Here is a 17,645-nt window from a genome sequence, read left to right on the forward strand (position 1 = left end):
TTAATATTCGACTCCCCTACTCCTTCCCCTCAAACAATCCCGGAACGCTCTCCTGCAGCTCTTTCAGCATCCCGTACATCACTGCGGCATCCACGGCGTATATGTCGCCGTCGTATTCCAGGAGGGCCAGGCCCTTTGCCGAACCCTTCAGGCCGTAGTTAAAAGGTACTCGTATCTCCTTCCCGTCGGGGTTTGCCACGGACAGGCCCGTTTTGGTTTCCAGGACCGCGGCGCCCGTGACGATTTCTATGTCGATCAGGTTCTTCAGACTCATAATCGTTTCCGGTTTTCCGTCGGCAATACGACGGCGCGCCAGGCTCCAGGAACCCGAGGTGCCTGACACATAGTAAACGAACCGGTCATCCATGTACACCTTCGACGAGGCCGCTGACACATTCTTCACGATAGGGGCGTTTTTCTCAAGATCAATGACGCTGAGATTATAGGAACCGGCCGCTCCCAGGATCAGGCACAGTCGGGAACCGACGAAGAGCATCCTTCCGGCGAAATATTTTTCATAGGGCGGACTGAAGGAGTCGCCGGTCAGAGGATCATTCGTTCCCGCGACCGGATCGTGGGTAAACATTTTTTTATTCCGGAGAAAATACACCAGCCCGCCATGCACGCCTGCGGCCGTGATCTCTTCCTTCCCTTCGCCGCCGGTAATCGAGGCGGTTTCACTGCCGCCCCTGTCATAGATACGGCAGTTCAGGCCGTCGCATAAAACAAGATTATCCTCATCCATGGACCTGATACGGTCCATGTCGGCGCTTTCCAGGGTTATGGAGACCTCGCGCGGATAGAGTATTTTCAGTTTATTATCCTTCCGCAAGAAGAGAAGACCGTTCTCGCAGTATGTGCCCTTTCCGTTCAGGCGCTCCCGCGATACGGCCCGTATCAGGTTTTTTTCCATATCCGCCAGGGCGCTCTTTTCACCGGAGCGGTAGCGCTCCACGGCTTTGCTGTATTTTTCACCGGCATTGTTGCCGCAGGTAATTAAAAGGAGCACGGCAAACATGACCGCGGCGACCACGGGTCGGCGGTTCCGAATCATTCTTTTTTTCATTGATTACTTCCTCATCCTTTTGCGCATCTGAATTTTTTCGATGGCCTTGCTCACGTACTCAGCGTCGTAGAGGTCGATGAGTTTCGACGACGAAGCCGTTTTCGCCCGCAGGCTGAAGCGTCCCGTGGTGACGAAAATGCCGCTTTTGCACTTCTCCGTCGCTATGCGCTTCTGAAACTCGTTGATCTGTCCCTCAGTTATTTCCCGCGTGGTGCGGTTGAAGGCGATCATGAGGGGCGGGTCATTGATGCGTTTTATGTTGTAGGCCTTGTACTGGTACTCGTTGGACGATATGCGTTCCTTTGAAACAATGTTGTAATTGAGGCTCGATATTATTTCGACGATGAGGGGCTGCAGGTCCTCCATAGACGCCGTGAACATTCCCATGAGATGATCATCGGACAGCACGTTGCGGTACGACTCCAGCTTCATTTTGACGCTGCGGTAGCCGGGATTGTCCGTGGCTATCTTTTCCCAGTGATGCATGGCCTCCTTGATGAGGTTCTCGGCCTCGTAGCACTCGGCCAGGAGATACCGGTAGGCATAGGCCTCGTCGGTCTTCTCCTTGAGAAAGTTGAGGCCCTGCTCCAGAAACTCCACGGCCAGGTCGTACTTCTGCTGCTCGTTGTACATCTCGCCGATGAGGTGCAGGCTTTTCACCAGGAACCGCCGGTCCTTCCTGGCCTGTTCGAGCATGGCGATGGCGTTGGAGAAATCTTTTTTCATGCTGTATATGGAGCCCAGGTAAAAACGGGCCTCGTCATGGTCGCCGGGCACATCCAGGGATTTCAGAAGAAAGGGCTCGGCCTTATCGTACTCACCGGTATGAAAACACGATACGCCCAGGGGGAGATAGCAGTCCTTGCGCTGCGGCTCCAGGGCCACTACCCGGGAGAGATGCTCCGTTACTTTTTTATAATTTTTCTGCCGGAAAAGGGCATGACCGATACGGTAGTTCGCCTGGAGATCATCGGGATTGAAGGTGAGGATGATCCGGTATTCCTCGATTTCCTTCTGGTAATTTTTCGTGTCGCTGTACATCTGTGCCAGGTGATAATGAATTTCCAGTTCATTGATGAATTTATTGAAATCGGGAAGAGCCAGAATGTTGTTTAATTCCGATATGGCCAGAAGATACTGGTTCTGCCGCATGAGAAGCTTGGCGCGGATGTATATGGCCGGGACATAATCCTTCTTCTTGTCCAGGATCGTTTTCACGATGGAGCTGGCTTTGCTGAAATCACCCTCTTCTATCAGTTCCTCGGCCCTGCGGATTTTAGACGGCAGTTGAAAGGACCGGTAGAACAGTATGAAAACGGCGACGATAATGATAAAAGCAATGATAAGGATGTATTTCATCAAAATTTTAACGAGCCTGAGTTTATTTTATTCGGAACATCTCTTACAGCAACAAAAAGGTATAAACCGCATTATGTCGTTAAAAATAGGACATTGTTATCTTTCACGTCAAGAAATTATCACATATTAGAGGCTAAAAAATTGCTTGAAATATCAATAATATACCGGAACGATGCCTTTTTAAAAAAATTGTAGTACTTTCCTTAAATTTTATACATATATATTCATGTTTATATATTTATGGTTTGCCTATATCCTGGAAATTGATCCACCTTTTAAATCCGAACTATGTGTCTCCGTGGTGCCTTCTTTTAACAGACTTCACCACCCGCTCGCTGTGGCTCGCTGGAGACACTGAGATCACAGAGGGTTGTTTCAATTTATAAGATCTGGCTGCCGACAGTAAATAGTGCCATTATTGTTTTAATATATTTTCTCAATTGCTTTCTCCGTGCACTCCGTGCCTCTGTGGTGTTCTTTGTCAAAGACGCAGAACATGATTTCAATACAGACATTTTAACATGAGCGAAATGAAAGAAAAAACCATAAGTATCTATGATACCACCCTGCGTGACGGGGCCCAGACCCTGGGCATAAGCTTCTCCCTCCAGGACAAGCTGCGCATAAGCCGCGCCCTGGACAGGCTGAAGGTCGATTATATCGAGGGCGGATGGCCCGGCTCCAATCCCAAGGACGACCTGTATTTCGAGCAGGTTCGAGGGGAGAACCTGGAGCACGCTAAAATCGCGGCCTTCGGCTCCACGAAACGAAAGGATATCTCCTGCGCCAAGGACCCGCTGCTGCAGGCGCTGGTGGGATCGGGCGCCCATGTCATCACCATCGTGGCCAAGACCTGGGATTTCCATGTAACCCGGGCCCTGAATATCGAACTCGAGGAAAACCTGAAGCTAATTGGCGACACCGTGGCCTATCTCAAGGATAAAGGGCAGACCGTGTTTCTCGACGCCGAGCATTTCTTCGACGGCTTTAAAGCCAATAAGGATTATTCCCTGCAATGCCTGGCCGCGGCTGCCCGTGCCGGCGCCGACTTCCTGGTGCTCTGCGATACCAACGGCGGAACCCTCCCCCACGAGGTGACTGAAAGCGTTTCCATGGCCCTGGGCGAATCTGCCGTACCCCTGGGCGTGCATTTTCACAATGACTGCGGCGTGGCCGTGGCCAATTCCCTGGCCGCCGTGCAGGCCGGCGCCGTACAGGTCCAGGGCACCATCAACGGCTACGGGGAACGTTGTGGAAACTGTGATCTCACCACTTTCATTCCCACGGCGGCCCTGAAAATGGGATACGCCTGTTCCGCCGGAGAATCCCTGATCCACCTGACCGAAATAAGCAGGTTTGTCAGTGAGACGGCAAACCTGGCCCACAATGACCGTATGCCCTACGTGGGCAGCAACGCCTTTGCCCACAAGGGAGGCATCCATGTCTCGGCCCTGCAAAAGGACACGCGGACTTATGAACACATCGACCCGTCCCTGGTGGGAAACCGGCGGCAGGTCCTGGTATCGGAACTTTCCGGAAAAAGCAATATTTCCTTCAAGGCCCGGGAGATGGGAATCGACCTCGATAAAGACGTGAGCCTTCCGGCAGGCATACTGAAAAAGATAAAGAAACTCGAAGACCAGGGATTTCAGTTCGAGGCGGCCGAAGGGTCCTTTGAACTCATCATCCGTGAGGCAACGGGCGAATATAAGCCGTTTTTCAACCTGAAGGGATTCCGCGTCATAACGGAAATGGACCAGAAGGGAAGACTTGACTGCGAAGCGACCATCAAGGTAGAGGTCCGGGGCAGGGAAGAACACACTGCCTCCATCGGCAACGGCCCTGTGGAAGCCCTGGACAACGCCCTGCGCAAGGCCCTGGAAAAATTTTATCCCGAGATCAGGCAGATGCAGCTCACGGACTACAAGGTTCGGGTCCTCAACGAAAAGGACGGCACCGGATCGTCCGTACGGGTTCTTATTGACCAGAAGCGGGACACGGAGCACTGGGGGACCGTGGGTGTTTCCACCAACATCATCGAGGCCTCGTGGCGGGCCCTGGTGGACGGCATCGAGTTTATGCTTTTCAAGAACTCCAGTCAGAAACCACGGAAATTGGATTAATCAAGCAGCAGGAAATATAATGTCTGATAAAGCGATTGGTATTTTTGATTCGGGTATCGGGGGGCTCACGGTCTGCAAGGCCATACATGACATGCTCCCTTCGGAAAACATCATCTATTTCGGAGACACGGCGCGTTTCCCCTACGGGACCCGGTCCCGGGACACCATCATCGGCTACTCGCGGGAGATTACGCGGTACCTTCTTTCCCGTGAAGTCAAGATGATTGTCATCGCCTGCAACACCTCCTCGGCGGCGGCACTCGAGACCCTGCGGGAGGAGTTCCCTCTCCCCATCGTGGGAGTCATCGAAGCCGGGGCTCGTGCGGCCTGCGCAAGAAACAGCTCGGGGATCATAGGGGTTATTGCAACACGGGCCACGGTCAACAGCAGCTCGTATATCAAGGCCATACAGAACATTAGCAGCACAAGCAGTGTTGTACAGCAGCAGGCGACGCTCTTTGTATCACTCACCGAGGAGGGACTGACCGATCACGAGATCACGCGGCTCACCGTCAGGGAATATCTCCAGCCCATGTACGAAAACGGCGTACGGACAATAATCCTGGGCTGCACGCACTTTCCACTGCTGAAAAAGGCCATCAATGACGTATATCCAGGCCTCGATCTCGTGGATACGGGCATTGAAATAGCGCAGGAAGTAAAAAAGATCCTGGGTGAAAAAAAACTTGCACGGACCGCATCCACCGGTACCATGGGTGAAATTGAGCTCTATGCATCGGATATAACAGAAACCATGCAGCATCTGAAAGATATATTTTTCGGCAATAACGGTACGGAAATAAAAAAACTGGTCATAAAAGGATAGATCCATGAAAAAGACAATGAGACCCGGATATCTCGCCATCTTACTTGCCCTCCTGTCCCTGGCAGCGGGTGCCTGGGAACCCTATGATAATGTGATCGCCGTGGTAAACAGCAAACCTATCGTGGCCAGCGAGGTGGAAGGCCATTTCAATATTATAAAGGGGCAAAAAAAAATCACCGCCAAAAACAGGACCTTCGAACTGAGCCGCGTCCTGGACAAGTTCATTGAAGACGCCCTGGTGGAAGAAAGCGCCTACGAGGTGTCGATCATTATCAGCGACAAGAGAGTCGTGGAGCACCTGGAGAAAATGATGAGACCTCTGATGGCCAGGAATGTTAAAAGCGCCGAGGAACTTGACAAGCTTGTATCCACCCTGAACGGCCAGATTATCGCCATCATTGAAGCGGAACGTGAACTGAAAAAATACCCCAAGATAGACGAACGCCTGGCTAAATTTATCGCCTATATTGAAAACTCCCAGAAAATGCCCTTTCCTGACTTTTTCGAGGAGCTCCGGAAACAGATGAGAAGGGAACAGATCATGTCCATCGCCATCGGCGCTTCTCCGCCTACCACTGAGGAAGCAAAAAAGTGGTACAAAGAAAACAAGGGAAAGCTGGGCTTCGAGGTCAAAATAAAGCATATCCTTATCCGTCCCCGGGGAAATTCCATCACAGCGGAAAAAGAGGCCAATGATAAATTGAGCGCCATACGCAATAAAATTCTCAAGGGCGAATCCTTTGAAAAGATGGCCATTGCGAATTCCGAAGATCCGGGTTCAGCTTCCAAGGGCGGCGACCTGGACTGGGTTATGCTGGCCGAACTGGACCCCTATTTCGCCAACAATGTATTCCAGATGAGCAGAATCGGGCAGGTATCACCGGTGTTTAAATCGGCCTTTGGCTACCACATCGTTAAATACTTCGGCCGCAGAGCCGTTACCTATGAAAAAGTCGAGCCCATGATAATGAACAGAATCTACGGCGAAAAAATGCTCGAGCAATTTAAAAAATGGGTCGTTCGCAGAAAGAAAGAATCCGAGATTATAATATATATGGACAACTACATCAAGGGATAACCGACCCGAAAGTGAAAACCGATATTTTATTCTTCGTAGACAATGGTATGTCAGACAATGATCTGACCTTCGATGATATTTTCGTACCCCTCGATCTTGCCGGGCGGCTGGAATCGGCCCGGATCATTGATTCATGCTGGTTTTCCATACCCGGAACCTACAGCGGCAGGCTCACGGACCACGATAAAGCACTGACAAGAAAAGATATCGACGACGTGGATTTCTGGAAGGAAATCTTTGCCAAAACCGGCGCCGATCATGTTGTGCGGATCGCGGCCGACAGCCCCTTCATGGACCCGTCCATTGTGGCGGAGATGCTGGACCTGCACCGCAAATATCTGGCTGAGTTCACCTATTCAGATAATCTCCCTGCAGGGCTCACCTGTGAGATTGTCTCCCGTTCCCTCATAGAGGCCATTCCCGACATGGAGAAAAAGACCCTGCCCCTCTCGCAGGTCGTGCGTTCCAATATAAACCAGTTCGATGTAGAACTGTATTACCGCGATCCCGACATCCGCGACAAGCGTCTCGCGTTCCGCTGCGGCGATGCCCGCGAAAAAGCCGTCATGCAGAATATAAAAAACAGTGCTGGCCGTATTCCTCCCTATGAAGATCTGAGAAAAATAATCGATAAAACACCCTCGGTCCTTTTCACCGGCCCCAGCTATCTTGAACTGGAGCTGTCGGGACGCTGCGACCTGAAATGCCTTTTCTGCTATCGACAGACTCTGCAGGAACCACGCGGCGACATGACTGTGGATCTCTTCAGAAAAATCCTGGCGGACATGAAGGAGTTCCACCTTCCCTATACCCTGTGCCTGGGAGGCTCCGGCGAGCCCCTCATGCATGAAAAAGCCGTCGATATGCTCGGCGAAGCCCTGCGTGAACCGCTGATAAAACAGGTCATCGTGGAAACCAATGGATTATACATGGACGGAACATACCGCGGTCTGGCGGCAAACGACGAACATAAAAAACTCCTCACCATCGTAAACATCAACGGCCATGACGGGGAAACGTACGCGGGTCTGCACGGCGAAAAGACCTTTGAACGCGTCAGGGAAAATATCGAAGCCCTGCGGAAAGAGATGAAGGACGATGATAAACGCCTCTATGTCCAGATAATGAAAATCAATGAAACCGAGGCTTTCCTGGACAGCTACTATGATTACTGGGAGAAGGGAAATATCCCCATCATACTGCAGAAGCAAAACACCTGGCTGGGACGAATCATGGACCGACGCTATTCCGACCTGACGCCCCTGGAGAGAACCCCGTGCTGGCACCTTCAGCGTGATCTTTTCATTCTTTCCGACGGGACTGTTTCCTTCTGCAAACAGGATGTGGATGGAAGCAGCGCGAGGGGAAACGCCTCGGGTGAATCCCTGAAGGAACTCTGGGCACGGGCCCGCGATTCCTTCGAAAACGATTATTCGGGCACCTATCCGGCCCGGCCCGACTGTGCCTCCTGTGATGAATGGTATACGTTTAATTTTTAAATTCATTTTATACAACGTCGCCGGAGTCACCGATGAATAAACCTTCAGTCATCGCCCTCGTACAGGCCCGCATGGGGTCAACGCGCCTTAAAAGTAAGGCCCTGGCCGACCTGGCCGGAAAACCTCTGCTGTACCACGTTCTGGAACGCACGGCCTTGATAAAGGGCGTGCATACCGTGGTGCTGGCCACTTCCGACTCCAATGAAAACAGGCAGCTCATGGAACTGGCCCGCTCCATGGGGCTGGAGGCCTTTGCCGGGCCCGAGGACAATGTGCAGGAGCGGTTCTACCTGGCCTCGGAGCAGTTCCCCTGCGACTACATCGTTCGCGTTACCGGGGACAACCCCTTCACCGACGTGCACTATGCCGGCGAAACCGTTGCCCTGGCCCTGGAGACATCGGCAGACCTCTGCTCCTTCACGAACCTGCCCCTGGGCGTGGGCGTGGAAATCATCAGTAAAAGCGCCCTGGACCGCTGCCGCAGGGAATCATCGCTCCCTTATCATTATGAACACGTGACACCCTATATCAAGGAGCACCCGGAACTCTTCACCATCGTGCGGCGTGAAGCCCGCTACGAAAACCCCTGTGGTGAGGTCCGACTTACGGTTGACACGGAAGAAGACCTGCAGGTGGCCCGCCTGCTGTACAGGGCACTGTACCAGGGAAAGCCCTTTCCCCTTTCATCAGTGCTGGAACACCTGAAAAACAACCCCGAACTCATCGGGATAAACAGCCATGTAGAACAGAAACCCATGACGAGCAGCGGCTGATACCATGAAAAACATTGCTATTATAACTGACTGGAATCCCGGCCTGGGAAGCGGTCATATTCAGAGGATGGCCGCCCTGGCGGATTTCCTGAACAAAAACGATATCTGCCGTGCCCGCATCATCACGGCCCGGGCACTGCCCTTTACGGATACTTCATTTTTCCCCTGGATCGCGGAAAAAATTCCGGGAAACACAGACCTCATCATTCGCGATATGCGCGACAGCACCGGCAAAGAAATCGAGGCTCTCCAGGCCAGTGCGCCCGTTCTGGTCATCGATGATAACGGCGCTGGAAGACAGCAGGCCGACTTTGCCATTGATCTCCTGCCCAACCCGGATATTCAGCCCGGTAGCTCGGCCTATCATCCTGAATCGTTCATATACGGTCACTCCTTCAGCAGTTCCATTGCCGCCTTGGGTAACAGGGTTTTTCAGAAGGATATTGACCTGGCCATCTATCCCGGAGCGGGTGCTCCGCCAGAACACCTCGAATACCTGATTCGGCTTGTTCCGGAAGGCGCAACAGCCGTTATCCTGGGGGGCGATAAACATATCCTGGTAACAGGGGGGTCCGTCACCGGAGAAGTGCGCAAATCCTACGGCGAGATCATTCTATCCTCACGGGCCATCCTTTCACATTTCGGCATCACCCTCTATGAGGGATTCATAGCCTCGGCGCGCCTCCTGGCGCTGAACCCGTCGGACTATCATGCGCACCTGACAGACCTTGCCACAGACCTGGCAGTCATAAATTTGGGAGTCCGCGACAGTGCCGATCCCGTGATGATCAGTAACATCATTGCTCAGGCTGTGAAAAATCCTCCCGCTTCTTCCATTTCAGCCCGCGAGGTGCTTAACAAAATCAATATGGGCCTGGAAAATTTTACGAAACTGATCTTTCAATTAGATAAATAGAACTTAATGAAAGAATATTAAAAGCAACCACAGAGGCACGGAGAGTTAGGTTGGACGATAGAGCCTGCTCAGGATATTTTTAATAGCATTGAATATGGCGTATATTATCATGAGTTTGCAGGTTTAGAGGACAAAAAGAATGTGTTTATCTATGGCTTTCCGTCTTTAAAAACCCCTGTGTCCCCATGCCCCTGTGGTTACATTATTCTTCTACAGTGAATTCCTAGCACAAATATGAATGGATACAAAATGTATGAATTTTTATGTTTGACTGCGGGAAGACGATCTGGGATTATTTTTCAATGATACTACGTCAGGAACTTATATGCGCTTAAAAAACATTCCCCGGAAAATAATTTTCTCCCTCATGCTTATTACAGCACCCTGCACTCTTCCCTATGTACATGGTTCCGATGGAACAGGATTTAATACGATAGGGTTCCAGTATTATGAAAAAGGCAACCTGGAGGAGGCAGAAAAATACTTTCTCATGGCCATAGCCTGCGATCCCACGATAAAACAGTATTACAACAATCTTGCCGTGGTATACATGAACCAGGGCCGATACGAAAAGGCCATCCCCTGCCTGGAAATATGCATCGCCATGGATCCCTGTTACGTAAAAGCTCTTTCAAACCTGGCCGTGTGTTCGGCGTATACTCTCGATTTCAGCGGTGCTTACCGGTTTTACCGCAGGGCCATGCAGGCTGATTCAGCATATACGGCAAAAAAATTTGAAATGGGCAGGGTCAAAAGCAGGATGGCCGATCTGCAGAACCGGTATCCCCGTAACAGGAACATCCGGATCATCATGCACCACCTCAACGATGCCGACGTAAAAAAATAAACAGTGCAGCTATCGGGTCCTTTTAATGGTTTTTTTACGCTGAACCTTTTTCTTTGTATCCGCCTTTTTTATATCCTTTTCATGCACACCGGTGCTAAAATTTTTCATCAGGCTCAGCATGATTTTCCACTCACGACGGGCATCTTCGGGCTTTGATCCGTCCTTGAGCTCCATGACGGGAAGGATAAAACTGAGATTTCCCGAAACATACTCCTTTACCATGAACTTCACGGCAAATATAACATCGGAGGCGATTAGCCGGTCTTCCCTGCTCAGGGAAGTTTTACTGCCGGGAGTCACAAGGGATTCTTCCTCATAGGTCCGCTCAGGCAGAAAGATAATGTTATATTTTACCTGGCCGATGAGATATGGTAAAAATGAATATTCCATGCCCAGCATCCCGCATCCCGCAAAATACCAGCGGTAATACTCACGTATGGCGGCATTTTTTTCTATGGTTATGTTTGTATAAAACTGTGTCCCCAGGTTCATGAAAAAGCGGAAGGGCAGGCTTGTCACCGTGGGGGGCAGCCGGTACGACAATGACTCCAGGATACCCGTTGTCACATTGCCGTAGCCCAGGGGCACATTCTCCAGGCGATCCGCCGCTGCCAGGTCTCCCGTGGGGATAGTCACATTGACCGCTGTTGTGCTGTCGATCCGTTCAAAGAGATCCTTTATAAAAAACCTCACGGCCAGTTTGGTGTCGCCATAACCGCCTTTCGAGTAAGTATCGGATTTATCAGGAGCCACGGTACGGTATATATAGGGAAGAGAGACATTAATTTCCATCATGGACAGGGGAGACCAGGCAACACTCAGAAACCCGACCATGTAATAGCCGGAATAGAGATAGGCCACATTCAGGCTGAGAGTATTCACCGGTGTTATGCCCGAAGCATCGTCCATGACGGTGTTCTCCAGCATGACCGTATCGCTGTTGTATACCATGGTGTCAGGCCCGCCGTAGTACGACAGAGGATCGTTGAAGATGTCAGCATACCCCTTCAGCGGAATGAATGCGAATACCGCGGTCATGCAAAAAAACACTGTATATCTTTGCAGAAAATAAAATTTTCTCATGAGGATTTTCCCTGTTTCCTTTCCAAAATCCCCACATTTGTCCATAGTGCTATTATAATGTCAATACAAAATAGCGTGAAAAGAAAGGTATACTTGTCGATATGCACGATGGCTGTGTCAGATGAGTGCCCTGATCTGCAACAAGGGCTACCATCGCATACAGACGGCCGCGTCAACCCCGTCCATTACCGGTAGGCCCATATCTCTGCCGACAGGGCGCAGCCGGGGAGTTATGGCAAAAGAAAAGTCGTACGAGAGTTTTTTCTCAGGTCGTGCATATTTCATATTATAGCTGTTCACATGCACCGCCGAATAGATGATATCCATGAGCGTCAGGCCGCCCCATACAGCAAATGCAATTATCGTTACTTTAATCGTTTTATCAAATTGTTTCTCGTCCTCTTTTTGTTCAGCTGTCTCATCAAAAAACTTATGAGTATTCGCTTCATCGAGGTAGTACAAGGCCGCGAATGAGGATCCGAGTCCCGTGGCGAATGTGACGGTTTTACTGATACTCATGAAAATACCCATACCGGGAAATCGGTCGATATCAAAATCATAGGGATAAAAACTGCCGCTCCAACAGGGGACAATCGAGATTGCGGCAGCCACGGCCGGATTTCTGTAATAGGGAGACTGTGTGTCAACCTCGATCACTTCTTGGCGCTGGATCTTCCCTGCAACCGGTTTTCCTTTCCTATAGTTTGTCCCGCTGCCGCAGAGGGATATCTTCTGCGCGAGCCTTTCCGATGCGAGGTTTAGACCTTCTACCGAAGTGGAGGATTCCTTCTCACCACAATCAATCCTTCCGCTCTGCACATCAACGAGTCGCACGGTTATAATGATCTGTCCTCCCAGCCTCATGACGGTGCCGATGAGGATCTTGTTGGCCGACAAAAGCTTTCCCATCTCGACAGCGCAAGACTGGTCAGTGCAGCCTGACTGTTGAAAGCCATGTTCTTTTAAAATCAGATTAATGCGGTCGCGTTCGATGACCGTGAAGGACCTCGCATTGGCAAGCTCAGTCCTGACAAGCTCAGCGGCTATTATGCCTGTAGACTTCTGGAGGCCCTGTACATCGAAATCCATTACAGCTATTTGATTATCCACAGCTTCTGCCGAAAAAGCGGCAACTGAAGCAAATAAGACCATACAAAAGCCCAGTATGAAGGAAAAAGTTCTTCTTTTCATGGGAGTCTCTCTTTTTTGATACACAGTAAATCCCGGAAACAGAAAGAATCCCATTAGTTATCAATTAGTTTATGAAAACAGGGTGAATGAAACCGGAAAGCTGATATCTTTATAGAAAATTTATAGCATCGAAGGTGTCAATATAGAGCCTCATGATTATTTCTGCAAGTTATTTTTATAATCCAGAAAATTCCACCATTTAAAACCGGAACGGAAAACGCGGAGTGTCGTGTATATGTTGCAGTTTAACATTGAAGCAGGGTTCGATATGCTTTATTGTATTGACACTGTTCCTTCATCAGTTTATTTATATGTTAGTGTTTTAACCGATCACTGAGAAAAGGAACCCCCATGAAAAAAACAAATCCCCTATCAATCCTGATGGTATTTCTTATTACCGGCACAATCTTCACGTATTATCTCAACAGCAATGCTGACAGCGGTTCGAAAAATCCTGTGGTAACTACACCCACGGCCACGGTGAGTATCACCGGGGCTATTACCAAAACAGTAACCGTACCCATTGTCTGTGTGCCATACGGAGGCTACACACTTTTTATCGGCAACGACATCGATTCCGGCATTGACATCCGCTTTGAGTGGCCCGGTACTCCCGGGGCGGGTCAGGTCTATTCACTTGGTTCCGGTGTGGATCAAAAGATAATTATTATCGATGGAGACAGAAGATGGGAATACTGGCTTTCCTATACTTTGACGTTGACATCGGTCAAGCCCGCCCGCGGAACCATTACAGGCACGGCACAGGAACAGGACGCATACTGCTGTGATACAGGCAAAGGCGAAAGCAATCCCATAAACATCTCCATCACATTTTCAGGCATCTGACACAAGAGATCACAGGCAAAGGATTGAACGGCGCCATACCAGGCGCCGCTTTCCTATTTCACGGTATAACCGGCATCCACAACGGCCTGCACGAGTTCCTCGCGTTTCACTGAAGAAGCGGCCTCAACGGTGACAGCACCGCTGTCCAGTTTCACATCCACGGCACTGACGCCGGCCACGGAGCTGATCCCTTTTTTCACCGCCATGACGCAGTGGTTGCACGACATTCCTTCCACCTGTAATGTTATGGTACTCATATCATTCTCCTTTTGTTTTGATTTTTTTATATGGAATCTTTTCAGGCTGAGCGAATTGCTTACGACGGAAACGGAACTGAAAGCCATGGCCGCACCGGCAATGATGGGATTCAGGAGCCCCAGGGCCGCGAAGGGAATGCCCACAGCGTTGTAGAAAAAGGCCCAGAAGAGATTCTGGCGTATCTTTCTCATGGTGCTCCGCGACAGATCAATGGCCACAGATACCGTTGACGGGTCTCCCTTCATGAGGGTGATGTCGCCCGTTTCCATGGCCACATCCGTACCCGTTCCCATGGCAATACCGATATCGGCCGTGGCCAGGGCCGGTGCATCATTAATGCCGTCGCCCACCATGGCCACAACGAGTCCCTTTTCCTTCAGTTCCCGTACTATGGCCGCCTTGTTTTCCGGCGGTACTCCGGCATAGATCCGGTCTTCAGGAATGCCTGCCTGCCTGCCCATGAACCGCGCAGCCCTGACATTGTCTCCCGTAATCATGTAGACATCAATTCCCATAACGGCCAGGGATGCCACGGCCGCCGAAGCCGTCGCTTTTATTGTATCGGCCACGGCGATAATCCCGGCTGCGCGGCCATCTATCGCGGCATACATGACTGTCTTCCCATTCTCTTCCAGGGCCGTGCAGGCGTTACGCCACGATGATATATCCACGCCCTTTTCACGCATCAATAATTCCGTTCCCACGGACACATTCCGTCCCGTGACCCGGGCCTCTACCCCGCGGCCGGGAATCGCCATAAAGGATTCCCTTGCGGGAATTGATATGCTCCGGGACGCGGCAAAATCCACAATAGCCCGTCCCAGGGGATGTTCAGATCCGGTCTCAGCTCCAGCGGCCAGCTTTATCATTGTTACTTCATCAGACTCCCCGCCGGTCAGGACATTGGTTACGGAGGGCTTGCCTTCAGTGATGGTGCCGGTTTTATCAAAAACAACGGCATGGACCTTCCCGGCCCTTTCCAGGCTTGGCCCGTTTTTTATCAGGATGCCCATTTCAGCTCCCCTGCCCGTACCCACCATGATGGCCGTGGGCGTTGCCAGGCCCAGGGCGCAGGGGCAGGCAATGACCAGGACTGAAACCGCCGCCAGCAGGGCCCGCGTTGCGTCGCCGGTGAAAATGAACCAGCCCAGGAAGGAAATAACAGCCACGCCAAGCACCACGGGCACAAAGACGGCGGCTACACGATCAGCCAGCCGCTGAATGGGCGCCTTTGACCCCTGGGCCTCCTGGACGACCCTGATAATGCGGGCCAGAACCGTGTCCCCGCCGACCCTCTCGGCACGAAAAATCACTGCTCCATTGTTGTTCATGGTCCCGCCCGTGAGGGCATCGCCGGGTCCCTTTTCCACGGGAATGCTTTCTCCGGTGATCATACTTTCATCAACGGAAGAATATCCCTGCACCACGGTGCCGTCGGCGGGAATTCTTTCACCGGGCCGCACGGCGATAGTATCACCCCTGACAATGGCATCAACGGGAATATCCTTCTCTTCCCCGTTCCTGACGACACGAGCCGTTCCGGGCTGCAGCCCCATGAGATTCCTCATGGCCCTGGAGGTTCTTCCCTTTGCCAGTGCCTCGAAATATTTCCCCAGGAGTACGAGGGTGATGATGATGGCCGAGGCCTCAAAATAGAGGTGGGGCATTGCTCCCTGGTGCCGCGGGGCTATGAATCCGTTATAGATGCTGAGCAGGTATGCGGCGCTTGTCCCCAGGGCAACCAGGAGATCCATGCCGGGACTCTTCGCCCTGAGTCCGTGCCAGGCATTCCTGTAGTAGCGCATGCCCGGACCGAACTGAACCGGCGTGGCCAGCAGGAGCTGAAACCAGGGCTCATGGATGAGAGGAACATGGACATTGAACAGCATGAAAACCATGGCAGCCACGAGAGGCGCACTCAGCAGAGACGATGCCATGAACGCTCTTTTCAGGCTGCGGACTTCTTTTTCACGGGCACGGATCTCCGAATCCCCGGCATCGTCCCGCCCGCTCTCATCAATGACACCGTATCCTATTTCAACGATTTTCTTTTTTATATCATCGCGGGTAAGCCTGCTTTCATCAAATTCAATGGTAGCCCTTTCCAGGGCAAGATTGACATGCACCGCCGCTACGCCTTCCTTTGCGCCCAGACCCTTTTCAATCCGGGCTGAACAGGCAGCGCAGGACATGCCCGTAATGCCGTATGTCAGTTTTTCCATGGCATGACTCCTTTTTTTTCAGGAGGATATGACACCAATCCGTCACATGAGTTTCCGGATGGTCCTGAGAAGTTCATCGATGACCTCATATTTCCCTTCCTCGATCTGCTCGACAATGCAGCTTTTCATGTGCGCTTCCAGGAGAAGCTGTTTTACACCGTTCAGGGCCGATTCAACGGCCGCCACCTGGTTCAGAATATCATCGCAGTACACATCCTCGTCGATCATGCGGGAGATGCCGCGAATCTGCCCTTCGATTTTTTTCAGCCTGGCAATCATGCCATCCTTTAATTCCTTCGCATGATGGGCGTTTCGCATTGAACAATTCTCATGATCCGCCATTATTACCCCTCCCGGCACTTTTTTAGACTTATTATACCTATACCCCCTTAGGGTATATAAAATATAGTGATCACTTTTATAAATGCCGATAAAAAAATGACTTTACCAAATTTTTTTTTAACAAAGTAATGCCTATTCTGTACAATAATTAAAAGAAGGGTGCTACGGGGTCTCTCATCTCTCAATCCTCCCGCACATGCACAGACGGCAATCGACAGTTACCTGAAAACCAAAAACTGCCGGTAATAAAACAGGAAATATTAATGAACGGAAACAAAAGCAATTTTGACAGCTGGGTAATGCGGCTGATAATGATAAACACGGGTATTTTCTTCCTTCAGTCCTTCCTCGGCCCGAATGAAGGCGGCGCCATGGTATATTACCTGGGCCTGGTCCCCTCCCTGGTTGTAGATAAAGGATATGTATGGCAGATCTTCACCTACATGTTCCTCCACGGCGGTTTTTTCCATCTTTTCCTGAACATGTATGCCCTGCTCATTTTCGGTATCCCCATTGAGCAGAACTGGGGCAGTAAAAAATTCCTGGGATATTTTCTTTTTACGGGACTGGGCGCCGGAATCACGATCTTTTTGATAAACTATTTTCTTTTCGGCGGCATGATTGCCGGTATACCGACTATCGGCGCCTCGGGCGCCGTATTCGGACTGCTCCTGGCCTTCGGCATGCTTTACCCTGACGCGCAGATACTTCTTTTTTTCATTCTTCCCATAAAGGCCAAGTACCTGGTGGTGCTCTACGGTTTATTCGAATTCTATTCCATGGTGAGTTCAGGAGGCGGGAGCGAGGTTTCCCACGTGGGACACCTGGGCGGTCTTGTTTTCGGCCTCATATATTTCTTTGTGCGGGGCCGGGAGCGTCATACCCTGCGCGGTAAAAGCTTCAGGACAAAAATCATGCGGGAAATCCGGAAACGGGATACGGCAATACAGGCCCGTGTTGAAAACCGCGATAACAGCCTCACCGATATCCTGAAAAAAATCAAACAGCACGGTATTGAGACCCTCAGCGATGATGAATTTCAGCAGATCCGCTACATCATGATCATGAATGATGGTGCCGAAAATCTCTGCGTTGAGACCGATTTCAATATCGATGATCCCTATTGCCAGAAATGCAACAACATCAACGCCTGCATCGTCAGGGAACTGAAAAAATACATACATTGAAAAAAAATACAGTACTTCTACACCCGCTG

Annotated in this window: 15 protein-coding genes; 9 read left to right on the plus strand and 6 right to left on the minus strand. The window is 50.9% G+C overall.

All coding sequences use genetic code 11. The features are described from left to right. Window positions 1-16: 16 nt before the first annotated feature. Both CVV44_11915 and CVV44_11920 read right to left on the minus strand, forming a co-directional pair. Complete coding sequence (locus CVV44_11915) at window positions 17-1,066, minus strand: hypothetical protein (protein ID PKL38578.1); 1,050 nt, start codon at window positions 1,064-1,066, stop codon at window positions 17-19. A gap of 3 nt (window positions 1,067-1,069) precedes the next feature. Next, window positions 1,070-2,425 carry a hypothetical protein gene (locus CVV44_11920; protein PKL38579.1) on the minus strand — a complete coding sequence of 452 codons (1,356 nt, stop codon included), beginning with the start codon at window positions 2,423-2,425 and terminating at the stop codon, window positions 1,070-1,072. Between the two features lie 530 nt (window positions 2,426-2,955). Between CVV44_11920 and CVV44_11925 the strand changes: the two genes are divergently transcribed. The 7 genes from CVV44_11925 (at window position 2,956) to CVV44_11955 (ending at window position 10,487) form a co-directional block, all read left to right on the plus strand. Then, window positions 2,956-4,548, plus strand: coding sequence for a citramalate synthase (locus tag CVV44_11925; protein ID PKL38580.1), 1,593 nt, complete (start codon window positions 2,956-2,958; stop codon window positions 4,546-4,548). Between the two features lie 19 nt (window positions 4,549-4,567). Next, complete coding sequence (locus CVV44_11930) at window positions 4,568-5,374, plus strand: glutamate racemase (protein PKL38581.1); 807 nt, start codon at window positions 4,568-4,570, stop codon at window positions 5,372-5,374. A 4-nt stretch (window positions 5,375-5,378) separates the two neighbouring features. Beyond that, window positions 5,379-6,452, plus strand: coding sequence for a hypothetical protein (locus CVV44_11935; GenBank protein ID PKL38582.1), 1,074 nt, complete (start codon window positions 5,379-5,381; stop codon window positions 6,450-6,452). Next, window positions 6,386-7,951 carry a hypothetical protein gene (locus tag CVV44_11940; protein PKL38583.1) on the plus strand — a complete coding sequence of 522 codons (1,566 nt, stop codon included), beginning with the start codon at window positions 6,386-6,388 and terminating at the stop codon, window positions 7,949-7,951. Before CVV44_11935 ends, CVV44_11940 begins: the two co-directional genes overlap by 67 nt. A 32-nt stretch (window positions 7,952-7,983) precedes the next feature. Beyond that, window positions 7,984-8,724 (plus strand): acylneuraminate cytidylyltransferase, encoded by a 741-nt coding sequence (locus CVV44_11945; GenBank protein PKL38584.1) that lies wholly within the window; start codon window positions 7,984-7,986, stop codon window positions 8,722-8,724. Between the two features lie 4 nt (window positions 8,725-8,728). Then, a complete protein-coding gene (locus tag CVV44_11950; GenBank protein ID PKL38585.1) occupies window positions 8,729-9,640 on the plus strand; it encodes a hypothetical protein in 912 nt (303 codons plus the stop codon). A 325-nt stretch (window positions 9,641-9,965) separates the two neighbouring features. Beyond that, a complete protein-coding gene (locus tag CVV44_11955) occupies window positions 9,966-10,487 on the plus strand; it encodes a hypothetical protein (protein ID PKL38586.1) in 522 nt (173 codons plus the stop codon). Window positions 10,488-10,496: 9 nt separating this feature from the next. Here CVV44_11955 and CVV44_11960 read toward each other — a convergent pair whose 3' ends face one another. Together CVV44_11960 and CVV44_11965 are read right to left on the minus strand one after the other, a co-directional pair. Further along, entirely contained in the window at window positions 10,497-11,570 is a 1,074-nt protein-coding gene (locus tag CVV44_11960) for a hypothetical protein (GenBank protein PKL38587.1), read from the minus strand. Window positions 11,571-11,717: 147 nt separating this feature from the next. Next, entirely contained in the window at window positions 11,718-12,815 is a 1,098-nt protein-coding gene (locus CVV44_11965; protein ID PKL38588.1) for a hypothetical protein, read from the minus strand. Window positions 12,816-13,112: 297 nt separating this feature from the next. Here CVV44_11965 and CVV44_11970 point away from each other — a divergent pair, with 297 nt between their 5' ends. After that, the gene (locus CVV44_11970) at window positions 13,113-13,607 is read left to right on the plus strand and encodes a hypothetical protein (protein PKL38589.1); all 495 of its coding nucleotides are present in this window, start codon (window positions 13,113-13,115) and stop codon (window positions 13,605-13,607) included. A 53-nt stretch (window positions 13,608-13,660) separates the two neighbouring features. Here CVV44_11970 and CVV44_11975 read toward each other — a convergent pair whose 3' ends face one another. Continuing rightward, window positions 13,661-16,087 carry a copper-translocating P-type ATPase gene (locus CVV44_11975; protein ID PKL38590.1) on the minus strand — a complete coding sequence of 809 codons (2,427 nt, stop codon included), beginning with the start codon at window positions 16,085-16,087 and terminating at the stop codon, window positions 13,661-13,663. A 42-nt stretch (window positions 16,088-16,129) separates the two neighbouring features. After that, complete coding sequence (locus CVV44_11980; GenBank protein ID PKL38591.1) at window positions 16,130-16,429, minus strand: CsoR family transcriptional regulator; 300 nt, start codon at window positions 16,427-16,429, stop codon at window positions 16,130-16,132. A 263-nt stretch (window positions 16,430-16,692) separates the two neighbouring features. Here CVV44_11980 and CVV44_11985 point away from each other — a divergent pair, with 263 nt between their 5' ends. After that, window positions 16,693-17,616 (plus strand): DUF1751 domain-containing protein, encoded by a 924-nt coding sequence (locus CVV44_11985; GenBank protein ID PKL38592.1) that lies wholly within the window; start codon window positions 16,693-16,695, stop codon window positions 17,614-17,616. The last annotated feature ends 29 nt before the right edge of the window (window positions 17,617-17,645 follow it).

The organism is Spirochaetae bacterium HGW-Spirochaetae-1 (assembly GCA_002839375.1).
Lineage (GTDB): Bacteria > Spirochaetota > UBA4802 > UBA4802 > UBA5550 > PGXY01.